This is a genomic window from Nitritalea sp., from assembly GCF_054166705.1.
The window spans coordinates 238459-261941 of sequence record NZ_JBSZCV010000015.1 but is presented as its reverse complement, the minus strand read 5'-3'; the positions used below and the strand labels follow the sequence as shown (position 1 = coordinate 261941).

The following is a 23483-nucleotide window of genomic DNA, read 5'->3' as shown; positions in this document are numbered from 1 at the left end:
TTTTCCTTAGGAAAGCGATCCGGAGAAGAAATTACACCCCTATACAGCGCTTGACTCCGGCAGGAGCGCTTTGGCCTTCGGCCAAAACCAATGCCCGGAATCCAAGGATTTTCTTAAATTTGCTGTTAAAAGCTATTCTTCATGACTGAATCAACTATAAACCCATTAACAAGCTGGGTAGAAATCCCTAAAAGCTCTGATTTTACGATTTACAACCTGCCCTTTGGGGTTTTTAAAAACAAGCGCCTGTCCCCACGCATCGGTATCGCGATCGGGGACAAGATCGTAGATTTAGCCGTGCTACACGATGCGGGCTTTTTTTCTGATCTGAGCCAGCTGCCCGAAGCTATTTTTGAGCAAGACAGTCTAAATGCCTTTATCGCGCTGGGCAAGCCCGTCACCCGTCGCGTACGGGAAAAGGTGCAAGACCTGCTTTTAGCAGATAACGAGGCGCTGCGCGACCATCAAATTCGTGGAAAGGCGATGGTCAGCAGAAAAGAGGCGACCATGCTTCTTCCCGTCCGTATCCAAGATTACACCGACTTTTATTCCAGTATCGAGCATGCCACGAATGTCGGGGCCATGTTTCGGGACCCGGAGAATGCTTTACTGCCCAACTGGCGCCACCTCCCCGTCGGCTACCATGGACGGGCTTCCTCCATCGTACCTTCTGGCACACCGATCCACCGCCCGAAGGGCCAATACAAAGACCCTTCGATGGAAAAACCGGAGTTTGGCCCGAGCAGAAGGATGGATTTTGAGCTGGAACTTGCCTTTATCACCGGGAAAGCCACCAAGCTAGGGGATAGTGTGAGCACGGCAGAAGCGGAAGACCATATTTTTGGCTTTGTGCTGTTTAACGACTGGTCCGCACGTGATATTCAGGCATGGGAATATGTGCCGCTAGGGCCCTTTTTGGGCAAAAATTTCGGTTCCAGCATCAGCCCTTGGGTAGTGACACTGGAAGCGCTCGAGCCCTTCCGCGTAGCCGGCCCGGTTCAGGATCCTCCCGTATTGCCCTACCTGCAGTGTGAGACAGCCCATGGTTTTGATATTCAGCTGGAAGTTTACATTAGACCACAAGACGCTGCCGCGACGAAGGTGTGCAGCTCTAACTTCAAATACATGTACTGGAATATCGCCCAGCAGCTGGCGCATCACACCGTAAATGGCTGTAACATTAATGTGGGCGATATGTACGCCTCCGGCACCATTTCCGGACCTACACCCGACAGCTATGGCTCCATGTTGGAGTTGTCCTGGAAAGGCACCAAGCCGGTACAGCTAAAAGAAGGCGGAGAGCGTAAGTTTCTCGCCGACCATGATACCGTGATCCTGAAGGGCTTCGCCCAAAAAGAGGGCATACGCGTTGGGTTCGGAGAGGTAAGCAGTGAACTACTTCCCGCAAAAGAGTAAAGCGCGCAACATCCTACTAAAAAGGGATGCCCTCCGAATAGGGCATCCCTTTTTTTAGTAGATGCAGCAAAAAAACAAGCAGGCTCCAGTTGGTATCCAAGGACCCGAAGCGGGTCAAGTGGATTTTGACTCTTAGACAACTCGATTTTTTTCAGTCGTATTTTATCAGACTAGGAGATAAACTTTCCACCGAAATACCGAAAGAACTGGAACAGCTCCTAGTAAGCGCGGATCGCTTTGCCCTCCATATAATTGGCAAAGGCCCTATTCACCACACGCATACCCCCCGTCGTGGGGAAATCCCCCGTAAAGTACCAATCCCCCAAATGCTCCGGACAGGCACGGTTTAAGTTTTCCACCGTCTGATAAATGACCTTTACCTCCGCCTGAATAGATGTGGAGGTAATAATTTCGGCGATTTTATCCGAGATCTCCTGATCGGTAAAGGGCGCATATAGCGCTTTGACATAATTCTGCGTCGGTGCAGGATGTGCAATGCATTTCTCATACACCTCATCCATCAGCGAGGTCATGCCCCGCTCCTTAAGTAAGGCTACCGTAGCACGGAAAGCGATAAACTCCCGCATCTTAGACATGTCTATGCCGTAACAATCGGGAAAACGAATCTGCGGCGCAGAAGAAACGATGATGATCCGCCTTGGCTCTAACTTGTCTAGTGTCGTCAAAATACTCTTCTCCAAGGTGGTACCGCGCACGATGGAATCATCGATCACCACTAAGGTGTCCACATGCGAACGGACCACCTCGTAGGTGGTATCGTACACATTCGCCACCATCACATCTCGATCTGAATCGTTGGTGATAAACGTCCTCAGCTTCACGTCCTTGCTCACAAGCTTCTCCACCCGCGGGCGGAAGTGCAGGAGATCCTCCAAGTCCTCTAGGTGCGGCTTCCCCTCTAAGAGAACCTCTTTGCGCTTCGCGCTCAAATAGTCCTCTAGACCCTCGATCATCCCCAAAAATGCCGTCTCCGCAGTGTTCGGGATATAGGAAAAAACAGTGTTTTTCAAATCAAAGTCGATGGCCTCTAAAATTTGTGGGATTAGAGCTCTCCCTAGCTGCTTGCGCTCTCGGTAAATGTCCGGATCTGTGCCCCTGGAAAAATAAATCCGCTCGAAACTGCATGATTTGCGCTCCCGAGCAGGTAAAATGCTATGCTCCCCATAGGAGCCGTCCTTATTGATAATCAAGGCATGCCCGGGCTGAATTTCCCGGATGGCCTTATAGTCTATATTAAAAGCAGTCTTGATAGCGGGTTTTTCGGAGGCGACCACCACGATCTCCTCGTCCGCATAATAGTACGCCGGACGGATGCCCGAGGGATCTCGCACCACGAAAGAAGCTCCATTCCCGATCAAGCCTGCCATGGCATAGCCCCCATCGAAATCCCGACAAGAGCGCCGTAAAATGCGGGCCACGTCCAACTCATCCTCGATCACGCCTGTAATCTGCTCATTGGTGTACTGATGCTTGTACTTATCGAAAATCCGTTGGTTTTCCTCATCTAAAAAATGGCCGATCTTCTCCATCACTGTCACCGTGTCCGTCTTTTCCTTCGGATGCTGGCCCAGCTGCACCAGCTTGCTGAAAAGCTCCTCCACATTGGTCATGTTAAAGTTGCCCGCCATCACCAAATTCCGGCTTCGCCAGTTGTTCTGCTTTAAAAAAGGATGGCAGGTCTCGATGCTATTCTCGCCATGGGTGCCATACCGCAGGTGCCCCAGCCAAACTTCCCCCGAAAAAGCGATCTGCTCCTTCAGGTATTCGGCATCCATCAGGGCCCGGTTTCCACCATGCTTTTTGGCTTTTTTGTACTTTTTATGGATTTTATCGAAAATATAATTCACCGCATTCGGCTCTACAGAGCGATAGCGGCTGATGTAACGGGTTCCCGGAGTGGTGTTAATCTTGATGTTGGCCACACCCGCACCATCTTGACCGCGATTCAACTGCTTCTGCATCAGCACATAGAGTCGATTGGGGGCATATAAGGGCGAGCCATACTTGTCGATGTAATACTGGAGCGGTTTTCTTAAGCGGAGCATGGCGATACCACACTCATGTTTGATTTGGTCACTCATGTTGACGAGGGGGAATGATGCGTTTCAGGCACAAAGGTAACATAATATTTCCGGGATTGGTGCATGGCCTCTTGGCTTTTCGCCCGGCTTCTCACCAGCCCTTTAGTAGCGGCGGCGCAGCTCCGTGATCAGGCGCACCATTTCCTCCCGCACCTCTGCTGTCTCCCGTGTAAAATTATTATGCATAAAGACAAAGCGCAGTTTTCTTCCTTTCCGGGTTTCTAGCAGGCCGCTTTGGAGGTGCGCGTGGCGCAAAGTCCCCGTCTTGGCCCACACAAAGACCTCTCCCTCATCTAGGGTATAGGCATTTTTCAAGGTGCCGCTTTGGCCCCCGGCCGGAAGGAATACTTTTAGAGCCTCCCAGCCCCCGACGCTATTTTCCAGCTGTTCTAGAACGCGAAGGATGCTTTCCGGCGTCATCAGGTTAAAGCGAGACAAGCCCGAGCCGTCTACCCAGAGCGGGGGGTTCGGAAATCCTGCATAATGGTGCTGCAAGCCGAAGTCCAGCGCATGCTGTTGCCGAAGCTCCTCCCCTATGCCATGGGCCACTAACAGCAGCAGCTGCTCGGCTAAAAAATTATCACTCGGCAGCATCATGGCCCGAAATAAACTGTCGCTAGGGATACTGTACAAGGTCTTTCGCTCCGCAGGTCGGGCCTCCTGCACCAGGCCCACGGAGCGTCCTAGGGTGTCGGCCAGCAGCTGCGCCGTGAATGCCGGGCTATCGGGAAAAGGCAGGCGCTGGCGGAACTCACCTTGCGGCTCGCCCGCAGCGGGCAGCAGGAGACGGCGTCCGTCTAAAGAACGGCGTAATCGAAACTCCGGCGGAAAATAGGTGCTGTCCGGCTCCAGATAGGAGGCTAAAGGACGTGGAAAAACCTGTAGGCGCCCCTCCCGAAAGGCTACCTCCGCCAGCTGCCCGTAGAGCGGAAAGGGACTTAGGTCCGCCCGCCAGGGACTCGGCTCCAGCCCTTCGAAAGGCGCATGGGCATAAACGAGCGTGTAGGGGCTTTCTTGCAAAAAGCGGAAAACGCGGCCATTATCCAGCTCGGGATGCAACAAGCTCGGGTCTCCTGTGCCCCAAAACAGTAGGCTGTCGCCGCGCACCTGGTAATCGATTCCGGGGATGCTGTCCCCTAATACGGCCTTACTCGTGTAGAGGGTGAACAACTTGGTATTGCTGGCGGGAATAAAGTGCCGATGACGGTTTTGGGCATACAGGACACGTCCTTTTTCATCCTGCAGCAGGAAGCCGACAAAATGTTCTTGCAGGAGCTCGGAGCCCTCGATCAGTCGGGCGACGCGCTTTTCGGTTAGCCTTTGGGCCGAGGCCCCAAAGGTGATGAAAAGGGCTACAGCAGCAAGTAGGCCCATCCCCAAGCGTATGCCTGGGAGGCGGAGGGAAAAAGTGGAGGCCAGCAAGAGCTGAAAAGGAGAGAAAATACGGTTAAGGACGGCCATAGGGTAAAGGTAGGAGTAGTAGGATAGAAAAGAGCAGATGGTTTCCGCTGCCAGCCCTTAAAAGGAGTTAAAAGAACAGGCCTGCAGCGTAGACGAAGAAAGCCAGAAGCAGCGAGAATACCAAGGCGGTGGTGGAAAAAACCGGTTTCAGGGCCTGCAGAGCGGGGGAATGTGTTTAAAATTTCCTAATCCATCGAAATTTAGTAACTTCGGGGGCCATTTGAACGGTATGCTTTTTGCCCTACCTCGAAAAAAATAAACCGTATGAAACACCTCGTGCTGCTGCTTTGCTTGTGGGTTCCCAGTCTTGCTTGGGCCCAAGATGCCTTAAAGGGCTATCGGGAGGCCAAGCAGGCCATTTTGGATGAAGATTTTAAAGCAGGCATGGACGGCTTACGCCCCTACTTGGATCGCTCCACTTATGGGCAACTGAGTGCCTATGCGCACATGCACTTTGCGCTAGCCGCCTTTCGAAACGAACAGTACAGTCTGGCTACCAGCACCTTACAAGCACTTGGACAACCCCCTTCCGGAAGGGAGAGCGAGTGGCATTACCTGCAGGCTTTACTTAAATTCCAGCAGAAGGACTACATCGGAGGCTTGACGGCGGTGGAGCTGATCCGCGACGAGCAGGTGTATGCTCGCGCCGAAGAGGCCACTTTTACCTATTTACAGCAGGCGCCGCTGAGTAGTTTGGTGGGGAACATGCGCGCTTTTCAGCGCAATAAAGGCTTCTTGGCTGCCACTTCCCGGCTGCTACAAGAAAAAGCGGTGATGAGCACGGAGGAAGCGCAGGCCCTCAGCCAGATACAAGCGAATGCGGCGGGAAATGTGGGTGGAGGACCCGTGAAACCCACCCTAAACCGGGAGCAGCTGGACATCGCCCTGGTGCTCCCCTTTAGCTTCGGAGAAGAAAAGGGCAAGGCCGCCTTATCGGGAAACAATTTTCTTTTTGAGCTGCAGCAGGGCATGCAGCTGGCCGTGGAAGAGCAGCGCAAGCGTGGGCGTAAGCTAAATATGCAGAGTTTCGATACAGAGCGCGACCCGGCTAAGGTACTCAGTATTTTACAGGAGCCTTATTTGCGGACGGCAGATGTGATGATAGGGCCGCTTTATCCAGAAGAAACACAGTTGATTGGGGACTTTGCGCGGCAGCGCGCCCTTCCTTTTATTAATCCCCTATCCAATCTCGATGATCTGGTGCAGGACAATCCGCAGGCGTACCTCTTTCGCCCAGCAGTGGGGACGATCGCTGCCAAAATTGTGGAGCACCTCAGTGGCCCGCTACAGGCCAAGCGTATCGCACTGGCCTACAGCCCTTCGAGTCGTGATCAACAGTTAGCGGAGGCGATCAAGCAGCAGGCGGCCAGAAAGGGGATTCGGGTGACCCAGGAGGAGGAAATCCGGGGGAATGGGATGCGTAATTTCCTGGAGCGGCTGGGCATCGAGTCCCGAGAGGTGCAGGTGGATGCGATACTCGTTTTAAGTGATAATCCCAGCATAGCGCAGCCGACACTGGCGCAGGTAGAAGCGATCGACTTCGAGACGCCCATCATCGTACCGGATAGCTGGTTGTTTTTCCCTTTTGCCAACTATGAAATGAAGGCGGAGAGTCAATTTTTATTTTTCGGCAACAACACCATTCCGCAGACGGGCAGGAAGTTGCGTCATTTCCGGGAGCAGTTTTTCGAGCGGTATCAGGCCTATCCGAGTGTGCATGCACAGCTGGGCTACGAGATGATCCTGTGGCTTTCCGAAACTTTAAGCCCTTCGAAAGGGTTAGATTTGCATCAAAATCTCAGCAAGCAGGGGCTTTTCCAAAACGGCATTAGCCTGGGATTAGACTTTCAGCAGGGCAGCCGCAGTAACGCTTTTGTGCCGATGGTGCGGCTGGTGAGAGGTGAACTCGTCATTCAATAATAGCTATAGCATTCATGCAGATTACGAAAAGTAAGGCCTTGTTTGAGCAGGCCCAGCACAGCATTCCGGGAGGGGTAAATTCTCCGGTTCGTGCCTTCCGCGCTGTCGGGGGCAATCCCATCTTTATCAAGCGTGCCGATGGTGCCTTCATTTACGATGAAGATGACAATGCGTACATCGAGTTGATTAATTCCTGGGGGCCGATGCTGCTTGGGCACAACCATCCCCTGATCCGGGAGGCGGTTATTCGGGCGATGGAAAACGGGACCTCTTTCGGGGCTCCTACTGCCCGGGAGGTGGAGATCGCGGAGCTGATCATCGCGATGGTTCCTTCTGTGGAGAAGGTGCGCATGGTAAATTCAGGAACGGAGGCGACGATGTCGGCCATTCGGGTGGCCCGTGGGTTTACAGGTCGTGATAAATTTATCAAGATGGAAGGGCATTACCATGGGCATGGGGACTCCTTTTTGATCGCTGCCGGCTCTGGGGCCATTACGATGGGCAATCCAGATTCGCCCGGTGTGACGAAGGGCACGGCGAAGGACACGCTGTTGGCACCTTATAACGATTTGGAGGCCATCGAGCAGTTGGTGGAGGCGAATAAAGGAGAGATAGCGGCTTTGATTTTGGAGCCCGTTCCGGGCAATATGGGGCTAACTTTACCTCGAGAGGGTTATTTGGAAGGGCTTCGGGCCATTTGTGACCGAGAAGGTATTGTCCTTATTTTCGATGAGGTGATGACCGGTTTTCGCTTAGCTCCGGGGGGCGCACAAGAGCGCTTCGGGGTGACTCCGGATATGTGTACGCTGGGTAAGATTATCGGGGGCGGCATGCCTGTGGGCGCTTATGGGGGACGTAAGGAGATCATGGACCACGTTTCACCGGCAGGCCCTGTATATCAGGCCGGCACACTTTCGGGAAATCCGATAGCGATGGCTGCGGGCTTGACCATGCTGCGCCATTTACATGAAAATCCGAGTGTGTATACGCGACTGGAGGAAGTAGGCGCAGGTGTGGTGCGGGAGATCCGCAAAGGGCTGGACGCTTTGAACTTGCGATACACGATTAACCATATCGGGAGCATGTATAGCCTGTTCTTTACTACTGAGGAGGTGTATGATTTTGAAAGTGCGAAAAAATCGGATACGGCGCTCTTTGGTCGTTATTTTCAGGAGATGCTTCAGCGAGGCGTTTACTTGGCCCCCTCGCAGTTTGAAAGCTTGTTTTTATCCACAGCGCTTACCGATGCGCACATCCAGCAGATCGGCGAGGCGAATCGTTCGGCACTGGCTGCTTTGCAGGGCTAATGCGGGAGAAAGGCGCTTGAGGGGCACGTGGCAGGCTAGCTTTTGCGGCTGCGCATGTGTTCCTTTGCTTGCGTTAGGCACAGGCGCCTATTTTCATTCGAATTATCCAATTCCTATCAAAAACCCCGTAGGGGCGTCTCTCTCTGACGCCCCTATCGGGGGAATAGGTATAAAGGCTTCCCCTTTTTTGGGGAAGCCTTCACAAGCTTGGGTTGTAGCGTTGGCTGGTGCGACTTGGTAATGTGTGTGGCTGTGAAGCGTTGGCATTTTCATAGTGCATTTATTTTTTGGTCAAATGTCTCTCCTTGATAATCAAAACATCTTGAAATGTCTTGAACTGGAGCTATTCCAAACCTGTTGCACATTTCCTCATAGACTTCTTTCAGTGTATCAAAGTTTTCTTCATTTTCATCAATTGCTCCATTGTTTGATTTACTGGATACCTTGCATTTTGAAAAAACTGAAATACGCAATGGTTTACTGTCTTCTTCAATTAAAACAACGCTTTCTTTTGTTTTCATTCTAACCGAAAAAAAAGTTCCATCTGGTTTGATTAAGGTGAAATTCATATTTCGATTAGGATGATGAATGACTTGACCTCTTTTTATTTTTTCCAGTTTTTCGAGAACTACGATAAGGATTTTTAATTCTCTTCTGTAAAATGGAGCGTCTAGGTCATTGTGTGCTAATGGATTTAATATAGCATCCTTGTAAGTTTTGAGTTCCGCTAAGTCTGTGTAATCAATATTTTCTTCTATGCAATAGGGTTTTAGAGCATTAATTAAGTCGTTTAAATTCCTATCTACCTGCACATTGGGATCTTCTTTTGATGGCTCTTTCCGATATTTTGTTGGGAGTAAATTTTTTAAAAGTTCTTCAATACGCTTTCTTAAGTAAATACCACAAGCACTTCGTTTCTTCCTAATAAGTAAGTGTAGCGTTTGGGTTTGGTTTCACCTTTAATGAGTTCGCCTGTTTCGAAATCCAAACTAGGTTCTTTGGCAATGAAAGAAAAGCGGTAATCCACTTGGTTTTTATTGAAGAAGAATGCCAACGCACCGTGAATGATGTTTTGGTCAATGTGTTTGGCAGCAATTTCACGCAAGCCTTGGCGGTTGCGAACAATGCTGATGCTGTCAGCCACTTCAACTGTGAAAATGGCTAATTGCTTTCCGTCATCCAGTTTTACCGTACCAATTTGTTTTCCGTCAATGACTTTTTCATCATTTGGAAACACATTTTCAGGATGACTGAAATAGTCAATCTTTTTGAAAAACAAAGGCAAAATCTCCTTCCAGATGGAGAAGTCGAATGTTTGCTGTAATCTATGCTTTAAGTCTTTTTCCTTCATTGTCTAAAATTCTTTGAGCCCTTTAATACTCGTACAATGAGCCCATATTGAGCCCTTTTTAAAAGTTGCAACCCATTGATAAACAATGGTTCCTGTCTTTTCGGCAAGCATTATTTGTTCTATTTGAGCCCTTAGTGAGTCCATTGCTTAATCCATTTTTTAGCCCTTAGTGAGCCCTTTAAAAACGTACATTGTTCCAACGCCTGTTGAACCAACTTTATCAATCCAGTCCGCTTCTAATTCGCCCAAATACCTTGTAGCAGTAGCTTTACTGACTTTGCAAACTGTTTGTACTTCCGAATTGGAAATGCTTCCGTTTTCCTGAATATGCAGGATGATTTTTCTCAATTCTTCTTTCAAGCCAAGTTCGGTGAGCCCTTTGTCGGTATATTTAATGAGCTCCACTTGAAAGTCGGGTGGAATATTTGAAAATACAGGCGGAGCTATTTTGTGTGCTTTGCAGGCATTAATCATTTTGATAGTGCCACGACCCCAAGATTCAATATACCCAGCTCTGAAAAAAGTGTTGGCAATATCAGGATTATGTGGTTTGGACGGATGTTTTTGAGTCAGTTTCTCAACAGTCCAGTTTTCTGGCAATTGTCCTTCATTCCAAAAAATCATTTTGTTTGGGTAAACGCTGATTTGAATTGGAATACCACTACTATAATCTTTGTGTGCAATAGCATTATACAAAGCTTCTCTTACTGCGTCTTCAGGAAAAGTAAATGTTTCTTCTCTGCTACCATCTTGGTAAGAAATGATTGCTTGTGTATATTTTGTTTTGAGTAAATCCAATGCCTTTTCTGCTTGTTCAAGCAAATTGCCTTTTACTTCATCTTGAAATTTCAGGTCGTCATCAGTTTCAAAAAAACCGATTTTAATAAAAGTACCAGTTACATATTTTTCGGGTTTGGGATGAAAAAGTAGAATAGCGGCTCTTTTGAGCATTTTTTCTTCTTCCAGATACAATTGTAAACTTTCCAAAAGTTCTTGATTGGTTCCGTCTAAATCCTCAGGTTCTAGTCGTTTGCTTTTGGTGGCTTTCTTTCGAAAGAAATCAAAAGTGTCATTTTTTAAGTCGTCTGCGGTAATATTGGGAACAGGCACACCATCCCATTTTTTGCCTTGTCGTTGCAATAGAAATTTTGCCAAGGCAGCACCTTTTAATTCCTGTAAAGTACTTCCAGACCGATAATAATACTTGCCACGTAAGCTGATTGGAAAAGGGTAGGGTTCTACCACAATTTCCAAATAATCATCACCATTTGCTGTATGTAAGTTTACATCTACCATTAATCCCAAAAGATCCCTAACCTGATTAGGCAAGTCTTCTAAGAGTTTTTTCGCATTATCCAAATTTTTGGTGTTGCCCTTGTCGTCAATTCCGATAAACAAAGTTCCACCTTGAGCATTTGCAAAACCACAAATCCATTTGAAGTAGTCATTGTGCCAAGACTCTTTCCATTCTATATTTTGATGTTCTTTGGTATGTTGACTCATTGACTAAAACTTTCAGTGATAATAATTTCAGGATTCAAGGTTTTAACCCTCACAATTTTTTTCTCGAATTCCTGTTCTGCTTCTTCGTTCATTAAAGGGTAGCCTTTTAGGATTTCGATTACTTTTTCCAAAATGATTGCAGGCTTCAAAGGGAATTTTTTCAAAGTGCGTTGAAACTTGTTGATGTCTCTTTGCAGATTTTGAAAACGACCTTGACGCAAAGCTTCTTTAGCCTTTATTATCAAGGCTCTTTCTTCTTCATTAACCAAAGGTAGATTAAGCATTGCATCTAAATATGCATTTGCTTTTTTCTCATTCGGACCTTGGGTGGTATCTATCTTTTTATCCTTTGCTTTCTCCTTTTCGAGCAAATCTGAAAACAAGAGTATCCCTGCCTGAACTTGTTCGTGATGTTTCGAGTGCAACGCAATAGCCTTTTCTAAAACTTCTGCTTCAAAAATCTTTACTGTTTCTAAAAACGTTAGCTCTTCCGTTTCTGCCTGTTCGTCAGACTGGTCTCCATTTTCTTTTACTAATATGAAAGCATCACGTTTGCTGTCTTTGATATAACAGATGGTACTTTGATTCAAGTCTTTGTTTTTTCGTCCTACTCTGGCACGGAAAGGCATATTTTTGATTTGCTTGAAAACGCCTGGTGTTTTTTCCTTGATGTCTCTAATCATCATCAAATAAGCCAGTTTTTCGTCCTTTTCTTCCTCCATTTCTTTGTCGAAAAGTCCAAAAGTTTCGGTTTCTTCATCAGGCGAATATATTTGGCTGTCTTCCCCCAATGCAGCGTGAAAAGATTGCAGTTTCATAATGGCTTTCTTCTCCAACTCAATGTCTTTGTTCACTTTAGCAGTAGGATAGAAGTTGAAAACGTGAACTTCATCAGCTGTTGAACCAATTCTGTTCACACGTCCAATCCTTTGCATCAACCGAGTGGAGTTCCAAGGCGTGTCATAATTCACAATCACGTTAGAACGGTGCAGGTTGATACCCTCAGCCAATACTTCTGTTGTTAGAATGATGCTGTAATTATTTTCTTGTTCGGCTTTGGGCAAGTTGGCATCAAAATTCTTTCTTACCGTTGGCATTCTGTCTTTTCTGGACTTGCTATCCACAGAGAGAATGCTCGCAGAAATATGTTTAGGAAGTTCTTTCTCTAAATATTCTGTCGTTTCCTTGCTTTCAGAGAACAATACTAATTTAGATTCAGGATTGATTGACTTGCTTAAAAGCGTATTTTTCAAATACTCGATAAACACTTCCAATTTTGGGTCTTCACTTACTTTTTCCCATTCTGCCGATAATTCTTTAAGCAGTTTTAAATCGTTTTGTAACCCGGGCAAGAAATCATATTCAAAATCATCAGGTTCACAAATATCAATTGTTGGGTCTTCAATAGATTTCTCCATAACCAAATCCATCAGCTCTTCCTCTTTGCCCTCGTTTATCATATCAGAAACAGGCAAGTTTGGAGCTATGAAAATCCTACCATTTTCAAACATAGTTACCATTGCTTCAGTAGCTTTCATAAATCTGAAAAGCGACTGTTTAAAAGCATAGAAGCTACTATCAATCCTTTTTACCAAAAGCGTTTTCATAATTTTGGCTAATTGAGCCGAAATCATATCCGCTTGTTTGTATTTGTTTTTTTTATGCGGTTTCAAAAATCCGATAGCACGGTAACGATTGTACTTTAAACCTTGGGTTTCGTGACTTAGAACATGAATGGTTTTGTCATATAAATCTTCAAGATGTGGTTCTAAGACATATAAAATTTTCTTTGGCTGCCTTACTATTGGAAATTTAATTCCTTGTTTCTCTAAATCTTGTGAGTATAAGTCGTGAGCCATCAAGTCAGTTCTCGTTCTACGCACAATGAGCGGTTCAATAACCTTTGTTCTTATTTTCTCATAAATCTTCTTGACTCGAGCTTGAACTTTGGCGATGTCAGGCTCATCTTTCAATTTCTTATATGCATCAATTTGTTGTCTGAAAAAGTGTTGAAGATTTCCTGTTTCCAAGGTTGATTCCTTGCTGTCTTGAAACAAGTAAACCTGATTGGCAATGTCTTCTGGTCTGTTGTTCAATGGAGTCGCAGATACAAGTATTACACGCTTAGGAACGGTTTTGCCGTCAGGCAAACCTCGTCTTGTTGGTGTTTTACATATCTTCTGCAACTCATTATACATTCCAGCAGTATCGGAACGGAATTTATGGGCTTCATCAACGATAATTAAATCATAAATGGTTGCATCATTGATTTTGTGTAGACTTCCATTTGTTATGATTTTTACATTGTCTAAGTTGAATTTTTCAATGGTCTCAACCCAATTGTCCTTTAATGCAGGTGGAACAATAATTAAAGTTCTAGAACGGTGTTCTGGAAAACCATTGGTATAAAAATATTTCTTAGCAATTAGAGTTGAAACGATTGTCTTTCCAAGTCCGACAACATCCGACAAGAAGAAACCATTGTGTTTCATCATTTTGGAAAAGCCGTCATTTACGGCATCTACCTGATAAGATAATCTTTTGAAACCCTTTGGTAAATCTGAAATAGAGTTGGGGTCAAATTCAATGCTCTTACCAAAATACTCAATCAAGAATTTGAGATAAACTTCATACGGTGTGTAGTTGTCATTTAGATAAGTTTCCTTTTGAAGCTTTTCTATGCTGTCCATATCCACGGGAACAGCTTCTTCCCATAGTTTATCAAAAGTTTGGGTTGCAAAATCAATGTCTGAATTGTCCCTTAATTCAACATTGAATTCAAAATTTTTAGAAAGTCCTGCATCTGTCAAATTACTTGAGCCTGTAATAACTGAACCGTAACCGTGGTCGTGTTTTTCCTTTTCTCTAAAAATGTAAATCTTAGCGTGAATATTTTGTTTGGGGTGAATCTTAATTTTTACTTTACCAGTGGTGATGTCTTTAATCAATTGAATCATACCACCTTCAACAGTTTTATCGTATTCCGCTTCTTGTATGTTCTTTTTAATTTCTTGAAAAAACTCCTCTTGTGCCTTTTCAGCATCACCGTCAAATAAAACACCTTGTTGGTTGGCTTGATAAACGAGAGAGTCAATGTTAATGCCTACTAAAATTCTTATTTCTTGAGCACTTTCAACAAATTCACGGATTTGGAAATAACCTGATGCACGGAAGTAGCCAACCAATGCATCTAAGAAATGGATGTTTTTATGTTTGAAAATACCTTCTATTTTCTTAAGAAGAGTATTCTGTTCCTCGTTGGTAAAAAATTTTGTACTCATATTTTCTTCAATACGTTTTTAAGACCATCAGCCAAAAATTCCAAGTCTCCGAGTTCACTTAAAACTGTCGATTGAATAAATTCTATTTGAATTTCTTTGTCTTGAATTTCCAGAGTCTTTGCTAAAGTTGGGAGCATTTCTTTTGTCGCCACTCGTTCGCTTCTCTCAATCTTGCTCAAAATTGAAGTGTCAATGTCAAGTTCGGCTGCAACTTTTCTTAACGGAAGCCCCAGTTGTTCTCGTCTGTTTCGTAAATATTCTCCAAAAGAATTCACCTTGTCGTGTTTGTTTGGACTAATTTGTCAAAAATACAATTTCTTTTTGTTTCTCTCGTCCGTGCGTTGGAAAAAATTCAAGCTCTTTTGGTTTTTTAGTTTGGGCTATGCGTGTCGGCAAAAACCAAATGTGCTTGAATGTGCGGCTGGCTTGTTACACTGAGCGATAATCGGGTCAGGCAATGGAATTTCACCCTCAACTTCCCACAGAACCATGCGTGAAACTCTCACCCGCCGAGACGGACTTTTCAGGTTTATAAATCGCTTTGGTTCTAATTTACCCGAGGTTTAACCAATTTCCAATGCTCAAACAGGTTTGGGGTGGACTTGTATTGTTGCTTTAGCCCTCTGACTGCCACCCATCTGTATAGTCCTTTCTCCCATTTGACCCACTTGAGTAAGCGGTGGTTGAGTTGGTTCCATACTTTTTGTATCGACTCTCCTCTCAACGTGCGATAGTAGATGAGCAGACCCCTGACAACTGCTTGAGTCGAGGGGTAATCTATGCATTCAACTCCACCAGTACTCACCTACAGGGATGTAAGTCCCCATTTTTCTTTACCGCTCACTACATAATGGTTTACCTTAAATGCAGCCTAAGGTAGTTTGATGGCTGTTTCGATAAACCGCCATCAGAGAGCCTCTCTATTGATTACCACATAGTCCCCCATCCATTTCAAAGCGTGCAGCCCCAAGGAGCTGATTCAAGTCACGCATGTTTTGCAGCTAGCCGAAGGGCAGGATTTTTACCACTAAACTTCATTCGGAAAACTGAACTTTCCTATACCATAAATGTGTCTGCGGAGAACGAAACCCCACCTTTTGGGTAGGTGTTGTTAGTGGTTCGGTGTTTTCTTTCTTCCGTCATACAGTTTCAAATTCTTTCGGATAAACTACGGTTCCTGAAACGTCTCTAAGTCCGTCAGGGGTTAATTCAATAGCCATAAATACGTTTGCTGGAACTTCAAAAGGTGCTTTTATCTTCCATTTGTCGGCTGGCTTAAATCCAAATTTCGGGTAATAGTGTTCGTGTCCCAAAACGATTACAGAATTGAAGCCTAATTCTTTTGCCACTTCTAATCCTTTACTGACTAATTGTCCTCCTATGCCACTTTTTTGAAATTCAGGTCTTACAGCCATAGGGGCAAGTCCTAAGCTTTCATTTAGCTTTCCTTCTTCGTCTTTTATTCCGATTTTAGTAAATAAGATATGCCCAACTATTTTATTGTTGTCAATTGCTACAATTGAAAGTTCTGGAATAAATGCTGTCTGATTTTTTCTAAGTGCATCAACCAACTTAGCTTCATTTTCTTGACCAAAAGCAATATAGTTAAGTTCAAAAACTTCTTTAAAGTCGTCCTCAGTTTCTTGTCTCAAAATAATCTTGCTTGCCATTTTTTTATTTTTTAAATCAAATCTCTTCAATGATTGATGTACCTTTTGATTTATCTCCACTCGTCCATTGCCAAGTCTCGTGTAATCTAATCTTACCATTTGGCAAAACTTCTGGTCTTGATTGACAAATTCCAGTCATTAACTCATTATTGATATTTATTTGATGATAACGCATATCAATATTTCCAAACTCATCTACTAAACCGATTAAATGTCCAAATTTAATTTTACCACCTGAGTAAGTAGCATTTAATACATTTCCTTCTTGTCTATAATTGAAAACTGTCTCATCAGAAGTTTCTCCATTTTCAGAATTTGCTAATGGTCTAAAATTTTTTTTATCGTAGCTTATAGTTTGTTCCATTGTTCGTTTCTGTCTTTTAACACTGAACGCTAATCGGATCAGGCAAGGGAATTTCACCCTCACCTTCCCACAGAACCATGCGTGACTCTCACCCGCCGAGGCGGACGCTTCAGGTTTATAAATCGCTTTGGTCCTAATTGACCCGAGGTTTAACCAATTTCCAATGCACAAATAGGTTTGGGGTGGACTTGTATTGTTGCTTTAGCCCTCTGACTGCCACCCATCTGTATAGTCCTTTCTCCCATTTGACCCACTTAAGCAAGCGGTGGTTGAGTTGGTTCCATACTTCCCGTATCAACTCGCTTTTGCAAATCGGCTGTTGACTGCTGGTATTCTATTATTTATTTGAAGCTTGTACTATTTCTATAATTTCATTATGCCAGGCTGTAAAGTTTTTGTTTTGAAATTTATCATCAATTAATTGGTGAATCTCTTTATTGTCGTCATAAAACTCTTTTAAGAGATCCCTAATAAACTCTGGTTTCGTCTGTGGATATAAATAAATTGCTTTATTTACACTATTTGGCTTTTCTAAAAAATACATAATTCCAAGAATATTTTCATTTGTATCTACAGTTGTTAGCCTGTGATAAAGGTTACTCTTCTGTCCAAGAACCATTACTTGATAAAATCTGTCTGTCCTTGCACTAAATGCATTTTCTTTTCCAAAATCTTTGGACACATATTGGTATGTATTGTCGTCATAAACAAATCCAAAGCCTCTAATATCATTTACCTTGAAAACTTTTTTTTTGTTATCGGCATCAATTAATTCTACTTTACCAGCAAATTTTAACAGAAAGACTTTATTACTAAAAATATATTTGGGAAGCTCTATTTGAGCTTTAACCGTATCATTTGCATTTGTTACATAGTAACCTGAAACGAAAGCTGGACTTTGAGCTTTTGAATAACTAAATAGAAGAAGGAGAATAAAAAGAAAGGTATAAGATTTCATTCTTGTCTTAATTCATTAATACTTTGTTCGAGATTCTATGTATGCTTACTGCCGACGTGCGTGACTCAGTTTAGAGACGGTGGGCATTCGGAGCCGTTCTCTTTCAACCTACTCCTAAGTTCTTAAAGATACTGAATTTTCCTATTTACCATGAACCTCCCGCTGTATCCAAGGTGATGTTCTGGTATCGTTTTTTTACGTCGATATAGGATTTATTCTTAATTGACCACCAACAGCTTTTAATACTTTCATTATTGTTTCAAATTGAGGCTTTGAACCTGTTGATAAGGCTTTATACAAACTTGGTCTACTCATGCCAGTTTCTTCCGCTATTTTAGACATCCCAATTGCTTTTGCAATGTGCCCAAGTGCAACAACAACATCATCATTATCCCCTTCCTCCAAAATAGAATTCAAATATTCAGCAATCATTTCTTTGCTATCCAAATAATCGGCTATATCAAATTTTGATGTTTCCATTTTTTACTTTTCTATCCTCTGCTAAATTTCCTTTGCTCTCAAATCCTTCAATTTTCTCAGCCATTTGTCAAATTCAACAGTCTTCTCAATAAAATACATTTAATACCCTGTCTTCATTTGGACACAAACATAGAAGATTTTTCTATCTTTAAAAAGTTGCTTCTTATTAAATGGGGGCTTTTAAGATGTGCCACAATCGGGTCAGGCAAGGGAATTTCACCCTCAACTTCCCACAGAACCATGCGTGCAAGTCTCCCTTCCCAACTGTTCAATGCGCTGTGCATCACCGTCCAGGCCGGTGTCTTGCCACATGATTTTTCGGATGCTATCTATGATTCCTTTTAGGTTTGCCATTTATTTCTTTTTGCGTTTAATTGTTTTTTCAAGTTCATCCAGTTCTTTCAAATCTGTCTGCTCAGCTTCAAAGCGTTTACGTTTTTGGTCAAACGCTTCATAAATACCTTTCACATGACTTTCCATTTGTTAATTACTAATGGATCCTGTTCCTTGGAGAATGTTTTGATCGTTCATTTCCAAAATCCGATTGACATTCTCTTTCCAAAAGTTCATGGTAAGTTGTTGCCTATTTTTGGCGCGAAGCTCTGCTGTTTCCAAAAATATGACAATCAATCTATTGAGGGTATCAATTTCATCATGCGAAAGGTAATTTTTAACAATGGTGATATCCCCTTTTCTCACGATACTCCCTTTCCAGGAAATCAAGGCCATATTGGGTTGACTGGCATCGGCACGAGAGACAATGATTTCTGCCGCTGTTTTACCCGTTACGGCATAGAGCAGTTTATTTTGCGTTTCTGCAAAAAACATTTGAGTAGCCTTATCGGATACGTCATAATCAGCGCTTAGCGCAAAGAGATCTCTTACTTTTTGATAAAAACGCTTTTCGGAAGCCCTGATATCCCGGATGCGTTCTAGGAGCTCATCAAAATAATCCGGTCTGCCATCAGGATTTTTCAAACGTTCATCATCCATCACAAACCCCTTGATCATGTACTCACGCAAATTTTGGTTAGCCCAGATTCTGAACTGGGTGCCGCGCTTACTTCTGACCCGAAAACCAATCGCTAAAATCATAGCAAGAGAATAAAAAGTTACCTCATAATTTTTGCCATCAGCGGCAGTTGTAAAGTAATTCTTTACAACTGAATTCCCTAGTAACTCCTTCTCTTCCAGTATATTTTTAATGTGCTGACCAATGTTTTGTTTAGAGGTGTCAAAAAGTTCTGCTAATTGATTTTGGTTCATCCATACATCGCCATCACGTGCGTATAAAGATACACTCGCTTTACCATCGGCTGTATAGTAGATAATGATCTCCGACATATCAAGCCCCTGTTTTATAAAGTTCTTGTTCTAATTCTTTTACTGCAACCAAGTATTTGGATTTGCTTCCAAACCGTTTGATAATTTCCAAAGGCGAGCCATAATCGGTAAGTGAGGATACCCCAATTATTAGGTGATGTTATGGCCTTTTCATTTTGGTTCTTTGAATATTATGTTCTTGGGAATCTCACCAAGTTCAGCTTTTAGCTGAGTATAGGTTGAATCTATCATATCATTAACAACCAGGTAAGATTCATAAAGAGCAAATCTTGAAGAAGAAAACGCAACACCTCTTTTTTGAGGATGCTTGTAAATGAAATTATAGATAGTGTCTTTTGCCTTTTCCAGAGTTGATAATTCACCGTTTATTTCAATTTCATTGTTTTCGTTTAGAAAGATTTCAATAGTATCCAAGTCCTTTTCGGAATTAGTCGCCCAATCAGGAAGACCAAAATCTAGATTGGATTTAGGGTGTGAAATACGATATAATGTTAATAAAGATGAAATTCTATAAAATTCTAAGTTGAAATCTTCAATAATCAAGTTGTCTATAATTCTTTGAGCCACCACTCCTGGAGATATGTTGCCGTCATAAGCAGAGTTTATATGTTCAGCAATTTTCTGGTGTCTCGAGGTAAGCTGGGAAAGTTGTTCTTTTGTCAAAAGTTTGTAAAAGCAGTTTGTTGATAATTCAAAATCGAGCGTATCCAAAATTTCGAAGTTCTTGTCTATAGTAAAGTTCAGATCGTTTTCTTTCGCGATTCCTTCGTATACAGCCCGATAGCTTGCTCCTGACCCATCCACTAAAACGCCCTGATCAATAAAGTACTTTTCAAGTTCATTAAGTTCTATTTGAAGTTGAGTTTCCAATTTTTCTGAAAAGTTAGAATTACAGAATTCAATTCTTTCTTGAACAAACCTTGGCAGATCTTGAGCTACAAGAAAGTTATCAGTCAGTAATAGTATAAAGAGTAGAATGCGTCTCATAGGTTTTTTTGGCCATAACGGTTTCGGGGTCAAGTAGGCAGGAGCATTTAAGCTAAAGCCTCTCACAGAACCGTGGTGAACCTCTCGACTCACACGGCTCTTGACATACAATCTCAGATTTTACTAATTGACCAATGTACAAACATACTGGGGTAGCTAAACTTGATATCGCATAACCAATGGAATGCTTTTTAGTAGCTTTGTAATTTCTTAAACTTCTTCTTAGCCCACTTTGCTATGCGATAGTCTAAATATCGGAATAACTTCTCTATTTTCCTTGTTTCCATCTTACCAAAGTAATTTATAAACCCTCTTGACTTTGTGTTGAGTAGATTAGCAAGGTTTTGAAGCGTCTATGTGCTTTCTCGATGAAAGTCCACTTCTTTCCCAATTGCAAGGATGCGACTGCGGGATTTCATGCTCATTTGGCAATTAAAACCCAAGAAAACTTAACCGGCTTTTGTACATTTCATCATAAATTAAAAACTATCCTAATAATTAGGGCATCCTCAGGGGAATATCGATAGGGCGGCCGCAAGGGCCGCCCCTACGGGGGTATTGGGATGGTTTATTAAACTGTGTTTTGGTTTCTTTTTGTTGATTTGATGTTTGGATGGGGATGGTCGGTATTATGGGGGGGGATATTCGGAAGGATATGTGTCGATAGGGCGGCCGCAAGGGCAGCCCCTACGGCTGCCTTTTCTCTAAATGCGGCCCGCGCAGGCACCCTTATCTAAAAATTCAAATCAGCGCCTCCCGATACCGATCGACCGTTTCCTGAAATTCGCCACAGGCACGTATCAAGGCCGCTATCCGATCATCTTCTTCCTCCGTAGCTCCCGCCTTTAAGGCGAGCTCCAAAGCCTTTGCCTCCTCCCCAAAATAAAAATCTACCTGACGGAAACGACTGGCCAACTGATGCGCAATCTCCCGAACTTTGCCGTAGGCTTTGGCCTGAAAGGCCGCCGCCAAACGCTCACGATCTGTACCGGTTACTTCACTGAAATCGGCTAAAGTCTCCGCCAGCATCTCTTCATCCCCCATACAAAACTCCCGCAAGGTCTGCAGATCCAGTTCCTGTTCTTTCTTTTTATCCTCCGTAGCAAGCTCTTCGGCCTCACCCGATGAACCGCGCTTCTCTCCTGCGCTGGCCTGCGGCAAATCATTCTGCCCTGAAGTAGGGGCCGCACCGCCCTCCGAACGGGCTTCGCCCAAATAGCGCTGGATCATTTCCATCAAGGCCTTCTCCTTAAAAGGCTTTAAAAGTAAGGCATCAAAACCCGAAGCCAACAGCTTGTGCTGCTCCTCCGCGAAGACATTGGCCGTCATGGCCACCACCGGAAAAAGGGGCTCTCCCCTGCGCTCCGCCGCCTCAGCTAAAAGCTCACGCGCCTCGAGACCGTTTACCTCCGGCATCTGAATATCTAAAAATGCCATAGAAAAGGACTCTTCTGGCAACTCTTGACTAAGGGCCTGACCGCCCGGAAAGGCCACTACCTCCGCACCACGGCGCTCTAATAACATGCGCAGCAATTTTAAACCGGAGGCATCGTCATCCACAAGCAACAGGCGATGCCCCTGCAGCGAAATCGCCTCCTGGTTCACCGTCTCCTCCACTGCCGGAGCGGGACATGTGGCTAGGGGAAGCAGCACCCGAACCTGCGTGCCTTCTCCCTCCGTGCTGGAAACCTGGATCGTCCCCCCCTGTAAATCCACCAGCCGCTTTACGATCGCTAAGCCCAAGCCGGTACCACCATACTTTCGAGAAATAGAGGTATCCGCCTGACTAAACTCGTCAAAAAGTGCCGCCAGCTTCGCCTTGGGCATCCCCATCCCGGAATCGCGTACCTCCAACTCCACATTTCCTTCCCGATAAAGTACCTCCACACGCACGGCACCCTCAGCGGTGAACTTTACCGCATTGGATAGGAGATTCGAAACGATCTGACTGATGCGCAGCTCATCTCCGAGGAGCCATTGCCCTTCGGGCAAATCCAACTTCCAAGCGTAGTCCAAGCCCTTCTCATCGGCACGCAGGCGATAGGTATGCTTGATCTGTAAGAAAAGCTTAGCTGGGTCGAAGGGTTCCTCCTCCAGACGGAGCTTGCCTGCCTCTAACTTGGAAAAATCTAATATGTCATTCACGATGTCCATGAGCATGCCGGAAGCAAAACCGATCATTTCTACCTGCTCGCGGTTCTCCGGGCTGAGCGAAGACTCCTGCACGAGCATACTCTGGTAGCCTTGGATCGCATGCAGCGGATTCCGAATTTCATGGGACATGTTCGCCAGAAAGTCCTGCTTGGCGCGCGCCAGCTCGTCCGAACGCTCTTTCGCACTCTCCAGGGTATTGCGGTACTTATTCGCACGACGTATTTCTTTTAAAATGGTGTACACAAAACCCAGGGAGCCGATCACCCCGAGGAAAACCAGTAGGGCCAGCACCGTACTGACATTACTGGTAAGATTGTACGCATAGCGCGTCTGATCCCTGTATTCCAGCACCACCTGGGCCTGTAAACTGGCGATCAGCTGCTGGATCGTAGCGAAGAGCTCCTGATTTTTTAAGCTAAGATCCATTTCCATGTCAACGAACTGCTCGCGCAATTTCTGCTCGTCTTCAAAAAGATCCTCGATGAGGGTTTTAATGTTGCCTAATATGGCGTCGGCATCAGCACGGGGGTTGCCCTCCTGCTCAGCAGAAAGCTTCTCGAGCTCTTCTACGAAGTTTTTCAACTCTTCCTCCTGCTCTTTCGATTCTTCGCTAAAAATACGGCCACGCTTTAGGCTGTCCAGGCTGGACTTATCCCGGATGCGCCCTAGAAACTCCAGCTCCTTACGTTCCTGCTGTCTCCGAATGCGCCGTTCTATGTCGCTGAGGGCTTTTTCGGAAAAATTACGGCTGGTCAGGTTAAAGCGCACCTCTTCCAGGCCCGCGTAGCCCACTAAAAGTTCGCGAACAGCTAAATTAATCTGCTCGTATTTTTCTTTTTCGTCCGGATTATTCGCCTGCTCGATAAGCCGTTTATGCCGGTCCTTAATGCTTTCTAAGGCCGCCGTAAGCACGGAATCTTTATCCGAGGTCCGATTCAGACGAGACATATCCATCAGGTAAATATCGCCTAGCAGGCCATTTAACTCCTGCAGCTTCTCGTTCGGCTCGCTTAAATCTTCTACGGTATCTAAGAGGTTTCGAATGCTGATGTAGGTCACCGAGGCCACCGCCAGCACGAGTATCAGTGCCAAAACAAAACCTAGGATCACCTTGGCGCCTACCTTAAAGCGCTCTCGTTTTTGCGTATCTTTTGCCATCGTATGTATCCTATTAACAGGCTCGAA

At 44.6% G+C, this 23483-nt stretch carries 19 protein-coding genes and 1 pseudogene; 3 read left to right on the top strand and 17 right to left on the bottom strand.

The window, feature by feature from the left end; translation table 11 throughout:
• Nucleotides 1–141 precede the first annotated feature (141 nt).
• Entirely contained in the window at nucleotides 142–1416 is a 1275-nt protein-coding gene (fahA, locus tag ACXIT9_RS11070) for a fumarylacetoacetase (RefSeq protein WP_458056292.1), read from the top strand.
• Between the two features lie 218 nt (nucleotides 1417–1634).
• On the opposite strand, the gene ACXIT9_RS11065 is transcribed toward fahA, so the two are convergent.
• Together ACXIT9_RS11065 and ACXIT9_RS11060 are read right to left on the bottom strand one after the other, a co-directional pair.
• Nucleotides 1635–3518, bottom strand: a complete 1884-nt coding sequence (locus ACXIT9_RS11065; protein WP_458056291.1) for an amidophosphoribosyltransferase — start codon at nucleotides 3516–3518, stop codon at nucleotides 1635–1637.
• Between the two features lie 102 nt (nucleotides 3519–3620).
• On the bottom strand, nucleotides 3621–4979 hold the full coding sequence (locus ACXIT9_RS11060) for a D-alanyl-D-alanine carboxypeptidase (RefSeq protein ID WP_458056290.1): 1359 nt from the start codon (nucleotides 4977–4979) through the stop codon (nucleotides 3621–3623).
• A 264-nt stretch (nucleotides 4980–5243) separates the two neighbouring features.
• Here ACXIT9_RS11060 and ACXIT9_RS11055 point away from each other — a divergent pair, with 264 nt between their 5' ends.
• Together ACXIT9_RS11055 and hemL are read left to right on the top strand one after the other, a co-directional pair.
• Nucleotides 5244–6899: an ABC transporter substrate-binding protein gene (locus ACXIT9_RS11055; protein WP_458056289.1), complete on the top strand. Its 1656-nt coding sequence runs from the start codon at nucleotides 5244–5246 to the stop codon at nucleotides 6897–6899.
• 14 nt (nucleotides 6900–6913) lie between these two features.
• Entirely contained in the window at nucleotides 6914–8206 is a 1293-nt protein-coding gene (gene hemL / locus ACXIT9_RS11050; protein WP_458056288.1) for a glutamate-1-semialdehyde 2,1-aminomutase, read from the top strand.
• A gap of 269 nt (nucleotides 8207–8475) precedes the next feature.
• Here hemL and ACXIT9_RS11045 read toward each other — a convergent pair whose 3' ends face one another.
• From ACXIT9_RS11045 to ACXIT9_RS10975, 15 genes and pseudogenes are all read right to left on the bottom strand, one after another.
• Complete coding sequence (locus tag ACXIT9_RS11045) at nucleotides 8476–9018, bottom strand: hypothetical protein (protein WP_458056287.1); 543 nt, start codon at nucleotides 9016–9018, stop codon at nucleotides 8476–8478.
• 77 nt (nucleotides 9019–9095) lie between these two features.
• On the bottom strand, nucleotides 9096–9557 hold the full coding sequence (locus ACXIT9_RS11040; RefSeq protein ID WP_458056286.1) for a hypothetical protein: 462 nt from the start codon (nucleotides 9555–9557) through the stop codon (nucleotides 9096–9098).
• Nucleotides 9558–9716: 159 nt separating this feature from the next.
• Nucleotides 9717–11060 (bottom strand): ATP-binding protein, encoded by a 1344-nt coding sequence (locus tag ACXIT9_RS11035; protein WP_458056285.1) that lies wholly within the window; start codon nucleotides 11058–11060, stop codon nucleotides 9717–9719.
• Entirely contained in the window at nucleotides 11057–14341 is a 3285-nt protein-coding gene (locus ACXIT9_RS11030) for a helicase-related protein (protein ID WP_458056284.1), read from the bottom strand. The genes ACXIT9_RS11035 and ACXIT9_RS11030 overlap by 4 nt, the downstream gene beginning before the upstream one ends.
• Entirely contained in the window at nucleotides 14338–14616 is a 279-nt protein-coding gene (locus ACXIT9_RS11025) for a helix-turn-helix domain-containing protein (protein WP_458056283.1), read from the bottom strand. The genes ACXIT9_RS11030 and ACXIT9_RS11025 overlap by 4 nt, the downstream gene beginning before the upstream one ends.
• A gap of 864 nt (nucleotides 14617–15480) precedes the next feature.
• Nucleotides 15481–16011: a GNAT family N-acetyltransferase gene (locus tag ACXIT9_RS11020; RefSeq protein WP_458056282.1), complete on the bottom strand. Its 531-nt coding sequence runs from the start codon at nucleotides 16009–16011 to the stop codon at nucleotides 15481–15483.
• Nucleotides 16012–16027: 16 nt separating this feature from the next.
• Nucleotides 16028–16375 carry a n-acetylglutamate synthase gene (locus ACXIT9_RS11015; RefSeq protein ID WP_458056281.1) on the bottom strand — a complete coding sequence of 116 codons (348 nt, stop codon included), beginning with the start codon at nucleotides 16373–16375 and terminating at the stop codon, nucleotides 16028–16030.
• Between the two features lie 337 nt (nucleotides 16376–16712).
• Nucleotides 16713–17333 carry a hypothetical protein gene (locus tag ACXIT9_RS11010; protein WP_458056280.1) on the bottom strand — a complete coding sequence of 207 codons (621 nt, stop codon included), beginning with the start codon at nucleotides 17331–17333 and terminating at the stop codon, nucleotides 16713–16715.
• Nucleotides 17334–17528: 195 nt separating this feature from the next.
• The gene (locus ACXIT9_RS11005; protein WP_458056279.1) at nucleotides 17529–17813 is read right to left on the bottom strand and encodes an addiction module antidote protein; all 285 of its coding nucleotides are present in this window, start codon (nucleotides 17811–17813) and stop codon (nucleotides 17529–17531) included.
• 222 nt (nucleotides 17814–18035) lie between these two features.
• Nucleotides 18036–18167, bottom strand: a complete 132-nt coding sequence (locus ACXIT9_RS11000; RefSeq protein ID WP_458056278.1) for a hypothetical protein — start codon at nucleotides 18165–18167, stop codon at nucleotides 18036–18038.
• Nucleotides 18168–18293 (bottom strand): hypothetical protein, encoded by a 126-nt coding sequence (locus ACXIT9_RS10995; protein ID WP_458056277.1) that lies wholly within the window; start codon nucleotides 18291–18293, stop codon nucleotides 18168–18170. It abuts the gene before it with no gap.
• Between the two features lie 3 nt (nucleotides 18294–18296).
• On the bottom strand, nucleotides 18297–19157 hold the full coding sequence (locus ACXIT9_RS10990) for a virulence RhuM family protein (RefSeq protein WP_458056276.1): 861 nt from the start codon (nucleotides 19155–19157) through the stop codon (nucleotides 18297–18299).
• 150 nt (nucleotides 19158–19307) lie between these two features.
• Nucleotides 19308–20144, bottom strand: a complete 837-nt coding sequence (locus tag ACXIT9_RS10985; protein ID WP_458056275.1) for a hypothetical protein — start codon at nucleotides 20142–20144, stop codon at nucleotides 19308–19310.
• A 191-nt stretch (nucleotides 20145–20335) separates the two neighbouring features.
• Nucleotides 20336–20482: pseudogene (locus tag ACXIT9_RS10980) on the bottom strand (group II intron maturase-specific domain-containing protein); the annotation flags it as partial.
• Nucleotides 20483–20885: 403 nt separating this feature from the next.
• Nucleotides 20886–23456: an ATP-binding protein gene (locus ACXIT9_RS10975; RefSeq protein ID WP_458056274.1), complete on the bottom strand. Its 2571-nt coding sequence runs from the start codon at nucleotides 23454–23456 to the stop codon at nucleotides 20886–20888.
• Between the last annotated feature and the right edge of the window lie 27 nt (nucleotides 23457–23483).

What these genes read in the sequence shown, in the direction of transcription:
- fahA (WP_458056292.1), top strand. Translation starts at nt 142, where the DNA reads ATGACTGAATCAACTATAAACCCATTAACAAGCTGGGTAGAAATCCCT.
- ACXIT9_RS11065 (WP_458056291.1), bottom strand. Translation starts at nt 3,518, where the DNA reads ATGAGTGACCAAATCAAACATGAGTGTGGTATCGCCATGCTCCGCTTA.
- ACXIT9_RS11060 (WP_458056290.1), bottom strand. Translation starts at nt 4,979, where the DNA reads ATGGCCGTCCTTAACCGTATTTTCTCTCCTTTTCAGCTCTTGCTGGCC.
- ACXIT9_RS11055 (WP_458056289.1), top strand. Translation starts at nt 5,244, where the DNA reads ATGAAACACCTCGTGCTGCTGCTTTGCTTGTGGGTTCCCAGTCTTGCT.
- hemL (WP_458056288.1), top strand. Translation starts at nt 6,914, where the DNA reads ATGCAGATTACGAAAAGTAAGGCCTTGTTTGAGCAGGCCCAGCACAGC.
- ACXIT9_RS11040 (WP_458056286.1), bottom strand. Translation starts at nt 9,557, where the DNA reads ATGAAGGAAAAAGACTTAAAGCATAGATTACAGCAAACATTCGACTTC.
- ACXIT9_RS11035 (WP_458056285.1), bottom strand. Translation starts at nt 11,060, where the DNA reads ATGAGTCAACATACCAAAGAACATCAAAATATAGAATGGAAAGAGTCT.
- ACXIT9_RS11030 (WP_458056284.1), bottom strand. Translation starts at nt 14,341, where the DNA reads ATGAGTACAAAATTTTTTACCAACGAGGAACAGAATACTCTTCTTAAG.
- ACXIT9_RS11020 (WP_458056282.1), bottom strand. Translation starts at nt 16,011, where the DNA reads ATGGCAAGCAAGATTATTTTGAGACAAGAAACTGAGGACGACTTTAAA.
- ACXIT9_RS11015 (WP_458056281.1), bottom strand. Translation starts at nt 16,375, where the DNA reads ATGGAACAAACTATAAGCTACGATAAAAAAAATTTTAGACCATTAGCA.
- ACXIT9_RS11010 (WP_458056280.1), bottom strand. Translation starts at nt 17,333, where the DNA reads ATGAAATCTTATACCTTTCTTTTTATTCTCCTTCTTCTATTTAGTTAT.
- ACXIT9_RS11005 (WP_458056279.1), bottom strand. Translation starts at nt 17,813, where the DNA reads ATGGAAACATCAAAATTTGATATAGCCGATTATTTGGATAGCAAAGAA.
- ACXIT9_RS11000 (WP_458056278.1), bottom strand. Translation starts at nt 18,167, where the DNA reads ATGGCAAACCTAAAAGGAATCATAGATAGCATCCGAAAAATCATGTGG.
- ACXIT9_RS10995 (WP_458056277.1), bottom strand. Translation starts at nt 18,293, where the DNA reads ATGGAAAGTCATGTGAAAGGTATTTATGAAGCGTTTGACCAAAAACGT.
- ACXIT9_RS10990 (WP_458056276.1), bottom strand. Translation starts at nt 19,157, where the DNA reads ATGTCGGAGATCATTATCTACTATACAGCCGATGGTAAAGCGAGTGTA.
- ACXIT9_RS10985 (WP_458056275.1), bottom strand. Translation starts at nt 20,144, where the DNA reads ATGAGACGCATTCTACTCTTTATACTATTACTGACTGATAACTTTCTT.
- ACXIT9_RS10975 (WP_458056274.1), bottom strand. Translation starts at nt 23,456, where the DNA reads ATGGCAAAAGATACGCAAAAACGAGAGCGCTTTAAGGTAGGCGCCAAG.